This window comes from Klebsiella sp. GN_Kp190, from assembly GCF_040061795.1.
In the GTDB taxonomy this organism is placed as follows: Bacteria; Pseudomonadota; Gammaproteobacteria; order Enterobacterales; family Enterobacteriaceae; genus Klebsiella; species Klebsiella michiganensis.
Genome location: NZ_JBEAFN010000009.1, coordinates 210105 through 226361 on the forward strand (window position 1 = coordinate 210105; position 16257 = coordinate 226361).

Here is a 16257-nt window from a genome sequence, read left to right on the forward strand (position 1 = left end):
TAGTGGACGAAGGAAGCTTCAGGCTACTTTACCCGTCGGGCAAGCGCAAGAAACCGTCGTTTAATTGCGGGGATTTTCAACAGCGCGGGCCGTCTGGCCCGCAGAATGTGACTAACCTAACAGTACGCGATCGATATTATGGCAGCCCAGCGCCTTCAGCGTCGCCGCGGTGGCGTCCCACTGGATAAGCGCCGCATCGGCCTTCTCGGCCAGGATCGCGCGCTGGATATCCGGGTAATCGTATCCGTTGAGGCTCAGCAGATTCAGCGCACCCTGCAGCGGGGGCAGCGTCGGGTTAAAGGCGGCGTTTTCGGCATAGCTACCGGTGAAAAGGGTACCGTCTTTCAGCTCCAGCGCAACGCCGGATGGTGAGTTGCTGTAAGGCATATGGCAACGGTTGGCCGCCTGAATCGCCGCCTGAGCCAGCGCGTCGCCGCTGAGCGGGAAGCCGTGGTCCTGCTCATCCATCAGCAGGGTTTTTATGTCCAGATCTTTCGGGCCGAAAGCGTCCGGCAAATAGTGCTGCAGCGAATGCGCTTCGCGCCCGGGGAGGTGGATGCGCAGCGACAGGCCGCTGTTCAATTCGTTCATAAACTGACGACAGTGGCCGCAGGGGGTGTAGTTCACGGTAATCGCCCGCAGGGATTTTTCGCCGCGCAGCCAGGCGTGGCTGATGGCGCTTTGTTCGGCGTGCACGGTTTGCTGCATGGTGGCGCCGAGAAATTCCATATTGCCGCCGAAGTACCAGGTACCGCTGATGCCGCGGGCAATCGCGCCGACGTTAAAATGCGACAGATCGGCCCGCGCGCAGGCCGCCGCCAGCGGCAGCAAAGCAAAGGCCAGCGCGTCTTCATCCAGCCCCGTCGCGCTTTGCAGCGCTGCCACCTGGTCTGCATTCAGCAGGGCCGGGAAATGCGGGTCGGCCAGCATCGGGGCGATGGCCGCTTGCAGGTCCGCCGCCAGTTGGGGAAGAACAGCTTGAAAACGTGGGTGCATGGCGTTGCCTCATAACAATGTAATGGAAATCTAGTGTACGGGTGGTTACAACCTGTATATGTGATAAACATCTCATTGTCATTGCAACTAATTCGTGTTGCATTTAAAAGTGTGACTTAAATCACATTTACCCAACCACTGCTAAAATGAGCGGAAACAAAAACGGCGCGACCAGCGAGGTAATAATCCCGCAAAGCACCAGCGCCAGCGAGCTGAACGCCCCTTCCTGATAGTCGAGCTCAGCGCAGCGGGCGGTCCCCAGGGCGTGGGATGCGGTACCCATCGACAGCCCGCGCGAGGCCTTGGTGCGGATGCGCATCACGTTCAGCAGGGTGTGGCCAAAGACCGCGCCGAGAATGCCGACGAAAATAACGCAGACCGCGCTGATCGCCGGGATCCCGCCAATGCTGCTGCTCACCGCCATGGCAATCGGTGTCGTCACCGATTTCGGCAAAATAGAGGCGGCAATCTGCGGGGTTGCGCCCATCATCAGGGCAACGGTAGTGCCGGTGACCATCGCCACCACGCTGCCGATAAAGCAGATGGTGATGATTGACTTCCAGCGGGCGCGGATTTGGTGCAGCTGCTCATACAAAGGAAAGGCCAACGCCACCACCGCCGGCTGCAGCAGGTCGTTAAGAATTTTGCTGCCCTGGAAATAGCGCTCGTAGGAGATGCCGGTAATCAGCAGAAAAGGTATCAGCACCACCATCGCGACCAGCAGCGGGTTGAGAAGCGGAAATTTAAACCGCGCCGCCAGCCTGCGGGCAAGGAAAAAGACGGCCAGGGTTAACGGCAGCGACCACCAGATTTCATGGATCATTTTTCACTTCCTTTTTGCCCAACCACTTTGCGCTCACCGTGAACCAGGTGTGAACTCCAGCTGACCACTAAAAAGACCACCAGCGTGCTTATCGCGCAGGAGACCACCACCGGGCCAAACTGCGCGCGCAGTAAATCCCAGTACTGCATGACGCCGACGCCAATAGGTACAAACAGCAGCGCCATATAGCGAATCAGGATGTTGCAGCCGGGGTTGACCCACTGTGCAGGCAAGATTTGCAGCGCCAGCAGAAAAAACAGAATCAACATGCCAATAATGCTGCCGGGAATCGCGATTGGCAGGAGCGAAGAGAGAAAAATGCCCGCATACAGGCAGGCGTAGATGAGCACGAAAGCGCGCAGATACTGCCAGATAATAATCAGTGATTTACTCATGGTAATAACCCTTGATGAACCGCATTCATCATACAATTAAAGCCAAAAATGTGCTACCGATCACATCATGAATTCTGCGCATACCTGCGATAGAGACCGTGAACACCGGACCGGGCGACGGTCAGAGTGAAGATTGCAGGGACAGGCAATGGAGAAATCGGCTCAGCGCCAGCGACGGCGCTTCACTTTTTCGCCAGAACACCCCAACGCTACCTTTTTGTTCAATGCGCGGCAAATTAAGAATCGCCAGCTGGCGCTGGGCCGCGTAGCGCTGCGCCAGGCGCAGTGAGAGAATCGAGACCATATCGCTGCTCTGCAGCAGATTGCTGGTGACGTTCATCGAGGCGGACTCAATGGTGTTTTCCGGCAGCATCACGCCGTTATCCACCAGCGCGTTGTCGATGCTCAGGCGAATTGGCGTGCCGGTGGGCCAGACGATCCAGCGCCACGGAGAGAGGTCAGCCCAGCTTAATCGCGATTTCTGGGCCAGCGGGTGATCGGGGCGGGCGACAAAACAGACCGGTTCGGTGTAGAGCACCCGGTAGCTCAGCGGCAGCTCCAGCGCCCGCCCGCCGACGCGCCCGACGACGACATCCACCACGCCGGCGAGCAGGTCGTTAAGCAGCGGCGTCATCACTTTCTCTTCGATATTCAGGTGCAGGGTCGGCATCTCTTTCAGCAGTTCGAGGATCGCCTGTGAGACGCAGTCGGTCGCCACCGGCGAACAGCCGATCATCAGGCTGCCCACCTGTCCGCCCTGTTTAAAACGCTCGATTTCATACTGCGAACGCGACATATCGTTAATCAGCCGCTGGGCGTGCTGAAGCAGCAGCTTTCCGCCTTCGGTCGGGCGCAGACCTTTGCTGTGGCGTTCGAACAAAACCATGCCGACTTCGTCTTCAAACTGGCTGAGCCATTTGGAGAGCGCGGGCTGAGTAATGTTCATCATTTTCGCCACCTGCGTGAGATTGCCTTGCTCCCCCAGCGCCACCAGCATCTGTAAATGGTGCAGCTTCAGTTTCTGCGTCCAGTCTGCCATCAGCGATAACCTCCAGGTTATGTCTATGCCCGAAATACCATTGTACATTTCATTGCCAGAGTTACAAACTCGCAACATAAAAGAAATAAATACAACATCTACCCCTACCTGCTCTGAGGCATAATCATGACTCAACGACTTGAACTACAAAAACTACTCAACGCTGCGCCGGTCGGCGCCCGGCAGTGGCGCGTGATTATCTGCTGTTTCCTGGTGGTGATGCTTGATGGCTTCGATACCGCCGCGATTGGTTTTATTGCGCCGGATATCCGCAGCCACTGGCAATTAACCGCCGGTGACCTCGCGCCGCTATTTGGCGCAGGCTTGCTGGGCCTGACCGCCGGGGCGCTGCTCTGCGGTCCGCTCTCCGACCGCTTTGGCCGCAAACGGGTGATTGAGTTCTGCGTCGCGCTGTTCGGCCTGTTCAGCCTGCTTTCCGCGTTTGCCCCCGATCTACAGATGCTGGTGTTCCTGCGTTTTCTGACCGGTCTCGGCCTCGGTGGCGCGATGCCTAATACCATTACCATGACCTCGGAATATCTGCCCGCCCGGCGGCGCGGGGCGCTGGTGACCCTGATGTTTTGTGGATTCACCCTCGGCTCGGCCTTCGGCGGCGTGGTCAGCGCGCAGCTGGTCCCGCTGATTGGCTGGCACGGTATTCTGGTACTGGGCGGCGTTTTGCCGCTGCTGCTGGCGGTGGCGCTGATACCGCTGCTTCCCGAATCTCCGCGCTGGCAGATCCGTCGCCAGCTCCCGCAGGCGGTGATTGCCAAAAACGTTAGTGCCATAACCGGCGAACGCTATACCGATACCCATTTCTGGCTTGATGAGCCTGCCGCAGGGGCGAAGGGCAGCATCAGCCAGCTGTTCGCCGGTCGCCAGCTGGCCATCACCTTAATGCTATGGGTGGTGTTCTTTATGAGCCTGTTGATTATCTATCTGCTCTCCAGCTGGATGCCGACGCTGCTTAACCACCGCGGGATTGATTTACAGCACGCTTCGTGGGTCACCGCCGCCTTCCAGATTGGCGGCACCTTTGGCGCGCTGCTGCTCGGCGTGCTGATGGATCGCTTCAATCCCTATCGGGTGCTGGCTCTGAGCTACGGCCTGGGGGCGGTCTGTATCGTCATGATTGGCCTGAGCGAGAACGGCCTGTGGCTGATGGCGCTGGCGATTTTCGGCACCGGGATTGGCATCAGCGGCTCGCAGGTGGGGCTGAATGCGCTAACCGCTACGCTGTATCCCACCCAAAGCCGCGCGACCGGGGTGAGCTGGTCAAACGCGGTCGGCCGCTGCGGCGCCATCGTCGGCTCGCTCTCCGGCGGCGTGATGATGGCGATGAATTTCTCTTTTGACACCCTGTTTTTTGTTATCGCAGTACCGGCCGTCGTTAGCGCCGTGATGCTTGTCCTGCTGACGCTTGCCGTCCGCAACCCAACATCTGTACCTGCCGCGTTGCCTTCTGCTGGCATCGTGAATAAATAAGGAGAACGCTCATGACTCAATCTTCAATGGAAATCAATAAAGACCGTCAGCAGTACTATCAGCATATTTCCGGACAAAACCTGACGCCGCTTTGGGAATCCCTGCACCACCTGGTGCCGAAAACGCCGAATGCCACCTGCGCCCCGGCCTACTGGAATTATCAGGAGATTCGCCCGCTGCTGATGAAAAGCGGCGAGCTGATTGGCGCGAAAGAGGCGATACGCCGCGTGCTGGTGCTGGAGAACCCGGCGCTGCGCGGACAGTCATCGATTACCTCCTCGCTGTACGCCGGATTACAGCTGATTATGCCCGGCGAAGTGGCGCCGAGCCACCGTCATAACCAGTCGGCGCTGCGCTTTGTGGTTGAAGGTGAAGGGGCATTTACCGCCGTCGATGGCGAACGCACCGCCATGCGCGCCGGTGACTTTATTCTGACGCCGCAGTGGCGCTGGCACGATCACGGCAATCCCGGCAATGAGCCGGTGGTCTGGCTCGACGGCCTCGACCTGCCGCTGGTGAACTATCTGGGCTGCGGCTTCGCTGAGGATTACCCGGAAGATCAGCAGCCGGTGACCCGCAAAGAGGGAGACTACCTGCCGCGCTACGCCGCCAATATGCTGCCGCTGCGCCATCAGGTCGGTAACTCTTCGCCCATCTTTAACTATCGCTACGACCGCAGCCGCGAAGCGCTGCACGACCTGACGCGTATGGGCGATGCCGACGAGTGGGACGGCTATAAAATGCGCTACGTCAACCCGGTTACCGGCGGCTATCCGATGCCGTCGATGGGCGCCTTCCTGCAGCTGTTACCGAAAGGGTTTACCTCACGCGCGGCGAAAACCACCGACAGCACTATCTATCACGTGGTGGAAGGTAGCGGCCAGGTCACCATTGGCGAACAGACCTTCGCCTTCCAGGCAAAAGATATCTTCGTGGTGCCGACCTGGCACGCCGTCTCTTTTAACTCTGCCGAAGATACCGTGTTATTCAGCTTTTCGGACCGTCCCGTGCAGGAAGCGCTCGGCCTGTTCCGCGAAGCGCGTTATTAAAAATGAAGAATAAGGAATCCATCATGACTCAATACGTTTTTGCACCCCAGGCCCCGATTAGCGTTCCGGTTGTCGGCAGCGATGAGCAGTTCCCGGTGCGCCGCGTTTACTGCGTGGGCCGCAACTACGCCGCTCACGCGCGTGAAATGGGCTTTGACCCGGATCGCGAACCGCCGTTTTTCTTCTGTAAGCCAGCCGATGCGGTGGTGCCCGTCGCTGCGGGAGAGACGCTGGAGTTACCGTATCCGACGCAAACCGACAACTATCACTACGAAATTGAACTGGTGGTGGCGATTGGCAAGCGGGGAAGCGATATCCCGCTGGAGCAGGCCCATGAGTATATCTGGGGCTATGCCACGGGGCTGGATATGACCCGCCGCGATCGCCAGATGGAGATGCGCCAGATGGGCCGTCCGTGGGAGATTGGCAAAGCTTTTGACCTTTCCGCGCCGATTGCGCCGCTGCATAAAGCGGATACGGCGGACGTGAACCAGGCCGGAATTTGGCTGCAGGTAAACGGGGAAGATCATCAGCGCAGCGATATTCGTCACCTGATCTGGTCGGTCAATGAAACCATCAGCTATCTTTCCGGCTTCTTTGAGCTGCAGCCCGGCGATCTGATTTTCACCGGCACGCCGGAAGGCGTCGGCGCGGTGGTGAAAGGCGATGTCATCACCGGCAACGTAGATGGACTGACGCCAATCGCCGTGCGCGTGGTGTGAGGTGAATGATGAAGCTGTACAGTTTTTTCAATAGCTCAGCCTCCTACCGCGTGCGCATCGCGCTGGCGCTGAAAGGCATCGACTACCAGAGCGTGGGCGTCAATATCCGCATCGGTCAGCAGAACGCGCTGGAGTACCGGCGGCTGAATCCGGTTGGCCTGGTGCCAACGTTGATTACTGATGATGGTGAATCTCTCGGCCAGTCGCTGGCGATTGCCGACTGGCTGGATCGGCACTATCCGCAGCCGCTGCTGCTGCCCCAGGAGGACAGCGCGCGGATGCGGGTCCTGGAGATCGTTTACGCCATCGCCTGCGATATTCATCCAATAAACAACATGCGCGTTTTACGCTACCTCAGCGACGAACTGAAGGTAAGCGAAGAGGAGAAAAAGCGCTGGTATGCGCACTGGATCCAGCAGGGATTCAGCGCCGTCGAGCAGCTATTGCGCCACGCGAAATCCGGCGATTTTTGCGTGGGCGATGCGCCCACCCTGGCAGACTGCTGTCTGGTACCGCAGTGGGCCAACGCGCTGAGAATGGGCTGCGATCTCAGCCACTATCCGCGCTGCCAGGCGGTCTATGACGCCTGCACCCGGCTACCGGCGTTTATCGCCGCCGCGCCGGAAAACCAACAAGATAAGATCCCGGCTTAGGAGGCAACATGGCAAAAGTGATGCGAGCAATTATTGTCGGCGGTGGTATTGGTGGAGCGGCCACGGCGCTCTCTCTGGCGCGCCAGGGCATCAAAGTGATGCTGCTGGAAAAGGCGCATGAAATCGGTGAAATCGGCGCGGGGATCCAGCTTGGCCCTAACGCGTTCTCGGCGCTGGACAGCCTCGGCGTCGGCGAAGTCGCCCGCCAGCGGGCGGTATTTACCGACCATATCACCATGATGGATGCGGTAAGCGGCGAAGAGGTGGTGCATATTGAGACCGGACAGGCGTTCCGCGACCATTTTGGCGGGCCGTATGCGGTGATCCACCGGGTAGACATCCACGCCACCGTCTGGGAAGCGGCGCTGACCCATCCGGCCGTGGAGTATCGCACCTCGACCCAGGTGGTGGATATCCGCCAGACCGCCGATGACGTGACGGTTTTCGATGACAAAGGCAACAGCTGGACGGCGGATATCCTGATCGGCTGCGACGGCGGTAAGTCGGTTGTACGCCAGAGCCTGCTGGGCGATTCGCCGCGGGTGACCGGCCATGTGGTCTATCGCGCGGTGGTCGACGCCGCCGATATGCCGGACGATTTGCGCATTAACGCGCCGGTGCTGTGGGCGGGTCCGCACTGCCACCTGGTGCATTATCCGCTGCGCGGCGGCAAGCAGTACAATCTGGTGGTGACCTTCCACAGCCGGGAGAAAGAAGAGTGGGGCGTGCGCGACGGCAGTAAAGAAGAGGTGCTCTCCTACTTTAAAGGCATTCACCCGCGTCCCCGGCAGATGCTGGATAAGCCGACCTCCTGGCGGCGCTGGTCCACCGCCGATCGTGAGCCGGTAGAGAAATGGGGCAACGACCGCATCACGCTGGTTGGCGATGCCGCTCACCCGGTGGCGCAGTATATGGCCCAGGGGGCCTGTATGGCGCTGGAAGACGCGGTGACGCTGGGTAAAGCGCTGGCGCAGTGCGACGGCGACGCCGCCCGCGCTTTCGCGCTGTATGATTCGGTACGTATTCCGCGTACCGCGCGGATCGTCTGGTCGACGCGTGAAATGGGGCGGGTCTATCACGCCGCCGGCGTTGAGCGCCAGGTACGCAACCTGCTGTGGAAAGGCAAGACCCAGAGCGAGTTTTATCGCGGCATCGAGTGGCTGTACGGCTGGAAAGAGGATAACTGCCTGGAACCACGTTAAGCGGTTGTGCATTTCCCGGGGCGCAGACAGAGGTGACCTTGTAGCCCGGCTAAGCGCAGCGCAAGCCGGGAAGCAGCAGCGCCGCCGCCGGGAAAACCGATCTTGGCCCCTTTCAACCCGCATCCAGAGGCGCTAACATAGCGCCTCTTTTTTCCGGGCAATGAAAAAACAATATGCGTGTATTACTGGCGCCGATGGAAGGCGTGCTCGATTCGCTGGTGCGCGAGCTGCTGACCGAAGTAAATGATTACGATCTCTGCATCACCGAATTCTTGCGCGTGGTGGATCAGCTCCTGCCGGTAAAATCGTTCTACAGACTGTGTCCGGAACTGCATAACAACAGCCTGACGCCGTCCGGCACCCGCGTGCGCGTACAGCTGCTCGGGCAGTATCCGCAGTGGCTGGCGGAAAACGCCGCTCGCGCGGTCGAACTCGGTTCCTGGGGCGTTGACCTTAACTGCGGCTGCCCGTCAAAACTGGTGAACGGCAGCGGCGGCGGGGCGACTCTGCTCAAAGATCCCGAGCTTATCTATCGCGGCGCCAAAGCGATGCGCGAGGCGGTTCCCGGCCATCTGCCGGTCACGGTAAAAGTTCGGCTTGGCTGGGACAGCGGCGAGCGGCGGTTTGAAATTGCCGATGCGGTCCAGCAGGCGGGCGCCAGCGAGCTGGTGGTTCACGGCCGCACCAAAGAGGATGGCTATAAAGCGGAGCGCATTGACTGGCAGGCTATCGGCGAAATCCGTCAGCGCCTGACTATCCCGGTGGTGGCCAACGGTGAAATCTGGGACTGGCAAAGCGCCCAGGATTGCCTGGCCGCGACCGGCTGCGATGCGGTGATGATTGGCCGCGGCGCGCTGAACGTTCCAAACCTGAGCCGGGTGATAAAATATAACGAACCGCGTATGCCCTGGCCGCAGGTGGTCGAACTGCTGCAAAAATACACCCGTCTGGAAAAGCAGGGCGACATCGGCCTTTATCACGTCGCGCGGATAAAACAGTGGCTGAGCTATTTGCGTAAAGAGTATCTGGAAGCGGCTGACCTGTTCAGCGCGGTACGCACCCTACAGGATTCAACCAGCATAGCGCGCACGATTAACGACTGGCGTAGCTAAACTATCTGACCGGCATCACATTTTTTAGCTTGTCCCATTGAGATTACCCGGCGGACAGTGAAATACTCACTACCGATTGTTACTGCTCCGGCAGGCAAAACCTGATTTCCTGGCATCCGTCGGGGTCAGGTTTTTTTGTTTTTGGGGTTCATATGCAAATCGCCAAAGTACTTAATAATAATGTAGTGGTGGTTGTTGATGAGCAGCAGCGCGAACAGGTGGTCATGGGCCGAGGACTTGCCTTTCAGAAACGCGTTGGTGACTCTCTTGATGAAAGTAAAATTGAAAAGGTCTTCGCGCTGCAGAGCGATGAACTGGTTGGCCGTTTAGGTGAATTACTCAGTCAGATACCATTAGAAGTGATGACGACCTGCGATCGGATCATCGATCTGGCGCGCGGTCGTCTCGGTAAGTTACAGGATAGTTTGTACATTACCCTGACCGATCACTGCCACTTTGCGATTGAGCGGCAGAAGAAGGGCATCGCTATTCGTAATGTGCTGCTGTGGGAAATAAAGCGGCTGTATCCGAAGGAATTTGAGTTAGGGCAGGAAGCGCGGGCGATTATCGCCAAACGGCTCGGGGTTGAACTGGCCGAAGATGAAGCGGGTTTTATCGCCCTGCATCTGGTCACGGCGCAGCTCAACAGCGAAATGCCGGAAGTGATGCACGTCACCCGGGTCATGCAGGAGATCCTGCAACTGGTGAAGTATCAGCTGACGCTGAACTACGACGAAGAGTCGCTGAGCTACCAGCGCTTTGTCACCCATCTCAAGTTTTTCGCCCAGCGTATGCTGACGCGAACGGTGGTCGAAGATGATGATGTGACGCTGCACAGCGCGGTAAAGGATAACTACCCTAAAGCGTGGAAGTGTGCGGAAACCGTCGCCCGGCACCTGCAAAAGAGCTACCAGCGGCCGCTGACGACGGAAGAAATTATGTTTCTCGCCATTCATATTGAGCGGGTGAGAAAAGAGGGACGCTAAGCGCCGATCGGGCCTGGCGCATAGCTCCCGCGCTACAACTGGATTGTTACTGCATTACGCAGGCAAAACCTGAGCGCAACGCCTACACGGCGTTGTTCTCGGGTTTTTTTATTTTTAATACTCAGTTAACGATGCCTGCGGGCAGCGGAAGTAAGGAAAAACAGCATGGAATATAAAGCACTCGCGCAGGATATTCTCAGCCGGGTTGGTGGCAAAGAGAATATTGTGAGTCTGGTTCACTGCGCAACGCGGCTGCGTTTTAAGCTCAAAGATAGCAAGAAGGCGGATGCCGAAGGACTGAAGGCGAATCCTGGCGTCATCATGGTGGTGGAAAGCGGCGGCCAGTTTCAGGTGGTCATCGGTAACCACGTGCACGATGTCTGGCTGGCGGTGCGCAGCGAAGCCGGACTGACGGATGACAGCGAGCCGGTGGCGGTGAAAGGCGAAAAAGTGTCGATTATCGGCCAGCTTATCGACGTGGTTTCCGGTATTTTCACCCCGTTTATCGGCGTCCTGGCGGCCTCGGGGATCCTCAAAGGGCTGCTGGCGCTGGCGGTGGTTTGCGGCTGGTTAACGACGCAGCAGGCAACCTACAAAATCTGGTTTGCCGCCAGCGATGCGCTGTTCTTCTTTTTCCCGCTGTTTCTCGGCTATACCGCCGGTAAGAAATTTGGCGGCAACGCCTTTATTACCATGGTGATCGGCGGCGCGTTAACCCACCCGCTGATGATTCAATCTTTTGAAGCCAGTATGGTGCCTGACGCCGCGACGGAGTATTTCCTTGGGATTCCGGTGACCTTTATCAATTACAGTTCATCGGTCATCCCGATTATCCTCGCTTCGTGGGTGAGTTGCTGGATTGAAAAACGCAGCAACGCGATACTGCCTTCGTCGATGAAGAACTTCTTCACCCCGGCGATTTGCCTGGCCGTGGTCGTCCCGCTTACGTTTCTGATTATCGGCCCCGTGGCCACCTGGCTGAGCCAGCTGCTGGCCAATGGTTACCAGCTTATCTATCAGGTTGCGCCCTGGCTTGCCGGCGCGGCGATGGGGGCGCTGTGGCAGGTGTGCGTTATCTTCGGGCTGCACTGGGGATTGATACCGTTAATGATTAACAACCTTGCCGTGCTGGGTCATGATTCGATGATGCCGATGCTGCTGCCGGCGGTGATGGGGCAGGTTGGCGCCGCGTTGGGGATTTTCCTGCGCACTCGCGATGCGCGGCAAAAAGTGCTGGCGGGTTCTGCGGTTTCCGCCGGGATCTTTGGCGTGACCGAGCCGGCGATTTATGGTCTGAACCTGCCTTTACGTCGTCCCTTTATCTTTGGCTGCATTGCTGGCGCCATTGGCGGTGCGATGGTTGGTTTTAGCGACAGCCACGTCTACTCTTTTGGTTTCGGTAACATTTTCACCCTGGCGCAAATGATCCCGCCGGAAGGCATTGACGCTACGGTGTGGGGCGGGGCGGCGGGGATGTTTGCCTCGTTAATCATCGCCTGCGTGCTTACCCTCGTCGCCGGGCTGCCGCGCAGCAGCGCTGAGCAGGCTGCGGTTGTCGTGGCTCCGGCCTCGGAAAACGACATTCTGGCGCCGATGACCGGCAGCGTACTGGCGCTCGATCAGGTTCCCGATAGCACCTTCGCCAGCGGTTTACTTGGCCAGGGCGTGGCGATTATCCCTTCAGTGGGCAAAGTTATTGCGCCGTTCTCGGGCGAGGTCGCCTCGATATTTCAGACGAAACATGCCATCGGTCTGCTGAGCGATAGCGGGATCGAGCTGCTCATCCACGTAGGCATCGACACCGTCAAGCTCGATGGCGCGCCGTTCACCGCCCACGTTAAAGAGGGCGACAAAATCAAAGCGGGCGATCTGCTGCTGGAGTTTGACCGTCAGGCGATTCTGAACGCCGGTTACGATCTGGCGACGCCCATTATTATCAGCAACAGCGACGATTTTCGTGCTCTCGACATCGTATCCGCCAGCGCGGTGGATGCCGGTCAGCCGCTGTTGTCCGTAAGCCGTTAATCACAGGAGAGAGATGAATGAAGACATTCCCACAGGCGTTTTTATGGGGCGGCGCGACCGCGGCAAACCAGGTTGAAGGCGCTTATCTGGAAGACGGGAAGGGATTAACCACTTCTGACGTCCAGCCGCGCGGCGTATTTGGCGACGTCGTAGAACGCGTGCCTGGCGATAGCGGCATAAAAGATGTTGCCATCGATTTTTACCATCGTTATCCGGAGGATATCAGCCTCTTTGCCGAGATGGGCTTTAACTGCCTGCGCGTATCCATTGCCTGGGCGCGTATTTTCCCTGAGGGCGATGAGGCGCAGCCAAACGAAGCCGGGCTGGCCTTTTACGATAAGCTGTTTGATGAAATGGCGAAGCACAATATTACTCCGCTGGTGACCCTGTCCCACTATGAGATGCCGTGGGCGCTGGTGAAAAACTACGGCGGCTGGGGCAATCGCAAAGTCATTGGCTTCTTCGAACGCTACGCCCGTACGGTGTTTGCGCGCTACCAGGCGAAGGTCAAACTGTGGCTGACCTTTAATGAAATCAATATGTCCCTGCACGCGCCGATGACCGGCGTCGGTCTGCCGGCCGACAGCAGCAAAGCTGAAGTCTACCAGGCTATTCACCATCAGCTGGTGGCGAGCGCGCTGGCGGCTAAGGCCTGCCATGACATCGTGCCTGAGGGCAAAATCGGCAACATGCTGCTCGGCGGCCTGATGTATCCGCTGAGCTGCAAACCGGACGATATTTTTGAAACCCTGCAGCAGAACCGCAGCTGGCAGTTCTTTGGCGATGTCCAGTGCCGCGGCGCTTACCCGGGCTATATGCTGCGCTATTTCCGCGACAACGGCATTAGCCTTGAGATCGCCGATGCCGATCGCGAAGCCCTGAAAGAGACCGTTGATTTTATCTCCTTCAGCTACTATATGACCGGCTGCGTGACCGCCGACGAAGAGCTGAACAAAAAATCGCGCGGCAATATTCTCAGCATGGTGCCGAACCCGCACCTGGCAAGCTCGGAGTGGGGCTGGCAGATTGACCCCCTCGGCCTGCGCACGCTGCTGAACGTGCTGTGGGATCGCTATCAGAAGCCGCTGTTTATCGTGGAAAACGGCCTGGGCGCTAAGGATAAGGTGGAAGCCGACGGCAGCATCAACGACGATTACCGGATCAGCTACCTTAACGACCATCTGGTGCAGGCTCGTGAGGCAATAGAGGACGGCGTTGAGCTGATGGGCTATACCAGCTGGGGGCCTATCGACCTGGTGAGCGCGTCGAAGGCGGAGATGTCCAAACGCTATGGCTTTATCTACGTCGATCGCGACGATGAAGGCAACGGCACCCTGGCGCGCAGCCGCAAGAAAAGCTTCTGGTGGTATAAAGAGGTAATCGCCACCAACGGCGGCAGCTTAAAAGAGTAATGCCCTGAGCACGAAGCTAACATCAGCCTTATGGCCCGGATAACTTCCGGGTCTTTTTGCCTATTACGCCGGCTTGCGCGCGCGCAGGAGAAAAATCATCGGCCGCTCTTTTTCTTCATCCAGCGCCGGCTGAGCGGCAATCTGCTCCGCCGTCGGTCCCCACTCATCCAGATGCTCGATGATAAAACCGGCGGCGATCAGCTGGTTTATCCAGCTGGAAAGCTTGCGGTGCTGCTTTTTCACCCCGTCGGCAAACCAGTTGCTGATGCGCTCGCCCTCCTGCTGGTAGTGGCTTACCGGCCAACTTTTCTGCCCGTTCTCATCTTCCTGCCAGCCCTGACGCGGCGGGGCGGTATAGATGGGATGCTCGGCGGAGAACAGCAGCGTACCGCCGGGCGTCAGCGCCCGGTAAACGGTGGCGAACAGCGGCGCCACGTCGGGCAGATAGTGCAGCGCCAGCGAGCTATAGACCAGCTCGCAGCTATCGGCGGGCAGGGTAAGCGTCTGAAGATCTTCGCAGCGATAGCGGATACCTTCGCCCTCCGTCATTTCGCGGGCGCGCTCCAGCATTCGGCTGGAGAGATCCAGCCCGTCCACCTGCGCGGCGCCCTGGTCGCGGGCCCAGCGGCAAAACCAGCCGTAGCCGCAGCCAAGATCGACGACGCGTAAACCGGATAACGGCGGAAGCATTTGCTGAAGGGTCGGCCACTCGGGCGCGCCTTCCAGCCCTTTGACTGAACGGTCGAGGGTGGCGTATCCGGCAAAAAAAGCGGGATCGTCATAGATGTTCTGACTCATTGTCACTCCATGAGAAGTTTATTTTTAGTCTGCTAATAGTTACGGCACACGCTTTACTAAACGGCAAGGATGCAAGTAGCTTAATATACCCGACCTTATTTAATCATCTGACCGATTTCATGAACCTGACTTTGAGCAAACGCGCGTTGGCTGGCCTGCCACTGGTTATCGCGCTGGCGGGCTGCGCGCCATCGCACGATACTGGCAAGCCGCTCCAGCAGCAAACCCCGGCATCCCACGTCGCAACGGAACTGCCCGCCGCCGTGAAAAACGGCTGGCCGCAGAGCAACTGGTGGCAGGATTACCATGACCCTCAGCTCAATAGCCTGATTCAGCGTGCCTTAGCCAATGCGCCGGACATGCAGATTGCCGAACAGCGCATCAGGCTGGCGGAAGCGCAGGCGCGGATGTCGCAATCCAGCCTGGGGCCGAACCTGGATTTTTCCGCCGATATTGAACGGCAGAAAATGTCCTCCGAGGGGCTGATGGGGCCGTTTGCCACCGATACCGACGGCAATACCGGGCCGTGGTACACCAACGGCACCTTCGGACTGACCGCCGGATGGGATCTGGACCTGTGGGGTAAAAACCGCGCGCTGCTTAAAGCGCGCATCGGTGAAGTCAAAGCTCAGGTTGCCGAAGAAGCCCAGACCCGCGAACTGCTGGCCGGCAGCGTCGCCCGCCTTTACTGGCAGTGGCAGACCGAAGCGGCCATTAAAAACGTGCTGACGCAGGTGAAGCGCGAACAGAATAATGTCGTTACCGTGGATACTGCGCTGTATCAACGCGGGATCACCAACTCGGCCGAAGGGGCGGAGAACGATATTAACGTCAGTAAAACCGATCAGCAGCTCGCCGACGTGGCGGGCAATATGAAGGAGATTGAAGCGCGGCTGATGGCGCTGACCAACAGCCAGAGCCAGGCGCTGAATCTTCATCCGGCGGATTTACCCGCCGTCAGCGCGCAAATGCCCAACCAGCTGGGCTATGAGCTGCTGGCGCGACGCCCGGACCTGCAGGTCGCCCACTGGTATATCGAGGCTTCATTAAGCGAAGTTGATGCCGCGAAAGCCGCGTTTTATCCGGATATCAACCTGATGGCCTTCCTGCAGCAGGATGCCCTGCATCTCAGCGATCTGTTCCGCCACTCTGCCCAGCAGATGGGCGTCACCGCCGGGCTGACCCTGCCGATCTTTGATAGCGGCCGCCTGAACGCGAATCTGGATATCGCCAGCGCGCAAAATGCCCTGTCGATAGCGAAGTACAACAAAGCGGTGGTCGATGCGGTTAATCAGGTGGCGAAAACTGCCAGCCAGATGGAAACGCTGATGGCGAAAAATCAGCAGCAGCAGCAGGTTGAAAAAGATGCTCAGCGGATGGTCGAGCTGGCGCAGGCGCGGATGAACGCCGGGATTATTTCCGGCTCGCGCGTCAGCCTGGCGAAGCTGCCGGCGCTGCAGGAGCGCGTTACAGCGCTGCGCCTGCACGGCCAGTGGCTTGATGCCAGCATCCAGCTGACCTCCGCGCTGGGCGGCGGGTATCATCAGGCGACGAAGTAGT

At 58.5% G+C, this 16257-nt stretch carries 14 protein-coding genes and 1 pseudogene; 10 read left to right on the forward strand and 5 right to left on the reverse strand.

Annotated features, from left to right (window positions below):
- Window positions 1–111: 111 nt before the first annotated feature.
- The 4 genes from cdd to ABLU67_RS07165 form a co-directional block, all read right to left on the reverse strand.
- Window positions 112–996 carry a cytidine deaminase gene (gene cdd / locus ABLU67_RS07150; protein WP_014839055.1) on the reverse strand — a complete coding sequence of 295 codons (885 nt, stop codon included), beginning with the start codon at window positions 994–996 and terminating at the stop codon, window positions 112–114.
- Window positions 997–1123: 127 nt separating this feature from the next.
- The gene (locus tag ABLU67_RS07155) at window positions 1124–1819 is read right to left on the reverse strand and encodes a CidB/LrgB family autolysis modulator (RefSeq protein ID WP_025106754.1); all 696 of its coding nucleotides are present in this window, start codon (window positions 1817–1819) and stop codon (window positions 1124–1126) included.
- A complete protein-coding gene (locus tag ABLU67_RS07160) occupies window positions 1816–2214 on the reverse strand; it encodes a CidA/LrgA family protein (protein ID WP_014230151.1) in 399 nt (132 codons plus the stop codon). The genes ABLU67_RS07155 and ABLU67_RS07160 overlap by 4 nt, the downstream gene beginning before the upstream one ends.
- A 121-nt stretch (window positions 2215–2335) precedes the next feature.
- Entirely contained in the window at window positions 2336–3253 is a 918-nt protein-coding gene (locus tag ABLU67_RS07165) for a LysR family transcriptional regulator (RefSeq protein ID WP_047723230.1), read from the reverse strand.
- A 126-nt stretch (window positions 3254–3379) separates the two neighbouring features.
- Between ABLU67_RS07165 and ABLU67_RS07170 the strand changes: the two genes are divergently transcribed.
- The 9 genes and pseudogenes from ABLU67_RS07170 (at window position 3380) to ascB (ending at window position 13899) form a co-directional block, all read left to right on the forward strand.
- The gene (locus ABLU67_RS07170; protein WP_049082278.1) at window positions 3380–4738 is read left to right on the forward strand and encodes an aromatic acid/H+ symport family MFS transporter; all 1359 of its coding nucleotides are present in this window, start codon (window positions 3380–3382) and stop codon (window positions 4736–4738) included.
- Window positions 4739–4749: 11 nt separating this feature from the next.
- On the forward strand, window positions 4750–5787 hold the full coding sequence (gtdA, locus tag ABLU67_RS07175; protein ID WP_014230149.1) for a gentisate 1,2-dioxygenase: 1038 nt from the start codon (window positions 4750–4752) through the stop codon (window positions 5785–5787).
- A 23-nt stretch (window positions 5788–5810) separates the two neighbouring features.
- The gene (locus tag ABLU67_RS07180) at window positions 5811–6509 is read left to right on the forward strand and encodes a fumarylacetoacetate hydrolase family protein (protein WP_014230148.1); all 699 of its coding nucleotides are present in this window, start codon (window positions 5811–5813) and stop codon (window positions 6507–6509) included.
- 8 nt (window positions 6510–6517) lie between these two features.
- Window positions 6518–7162, forward strand: coding sequence for a maleylacetoacetate isomerase (gene maiA, locus ABLU67_RS07185; RefSeq protein ID WP_048260740.1), 645 nt, complete (start codon window positions 6518–6520; stop codon window positions 7160–7162).
- An 8-nt stretch (window positions 7163–7170) separates the two neighbouring features.
- Window positions 7171–8364, forward strand: a complete 1194-nt coding sequence (locus ABLU67_RS07190) for a 3-hydroxybenzoate 6-monooxygenase (protein ID WP_348852227.1) — start codon at window positions 7171–7173, stop codon at window positions 8362–8364.
- A 173-nt stretch (window positions 8365–8537) separates the two neighbouring features.
- On the forward strand, window positions 8538–9476 hold the full coding sequence (dusC, locus tag ABLU67_RS07195) for a tRNA dihydrouridine(16) synthase DusC (protein WP_348852228.1): 939 nt from the start codon (window positions 8538–8540) through the stop codon (window positions 9474–9476).
- Window positions 9477–9628: 152 nt separating this feature from the next.
- Window positions 9629–10462 (forward strand): transcriptional antiterminator BglG, encoded by an 834-nt coding sequence (bglG, locus tag ABLU67_RS07200; RefSeq protein WP_014230144.1) that lies wholly within the window; start codon window positions 9629–9631, stop codon window positions 10460–10462.
- Window positions 10463–10515: 53 nt separating this feature from the next.
- Window positions 10516–12487, forward strand: a pseudogene (gene bglF, locus ABLU67_RS07205) (PTS beta-glucoside transporter subunit IIABC).
- A gap of 17 nt (window positions 12488–12504) precedes the next feature.
- Window positions 12505–13899: a 6-phospho-beta-glucosidase gene (gene ascB / locus ABLU67_RS07210; protein ID WP_014230142.1), complete on the forward strand. Its 1395-nt coding sequence runs from the start codon at window positions 12505–12507 to the stop codon at window positions 13897–13899.
- A gap of 63 nt (window positions 13900–13962) precedes the next feature.
- On the opposite strand, the gene ABLU67_RS07215 is transcribed toward ascB, so the two are convergent.
- Window positions 13963–14697: a class I SAM-dependent methyltransferase gene (locus ABLU67_RS07215; protein WP_025106760.1), complete on the reverse strand. Its 735-nt coding sequence runs from the start codon at window positions 14695–14697 to the stop codon at window positions 13963–13965.
- Between the two features lie 119 nt (window positions 14698–14816).
- On the opposite strand from ABLU67_RS07215, the gene mdtQ reads away from it, so the two are divergent.
- Window positions 14817–16256: a multidrug resistance outer membrane protein MdtQ gene (gene mdtQ, locus ABLU67_RS07220; protein ID WP_185219972.1), complete on the forward strand. Its 1440-nt coding sequence runs from the start codon at window positions 14817–14819 to the stop codon at window positions 16254–16256.
- The last annotated feature ends 1 nt before the right edge of the window (window position 16257 follow it).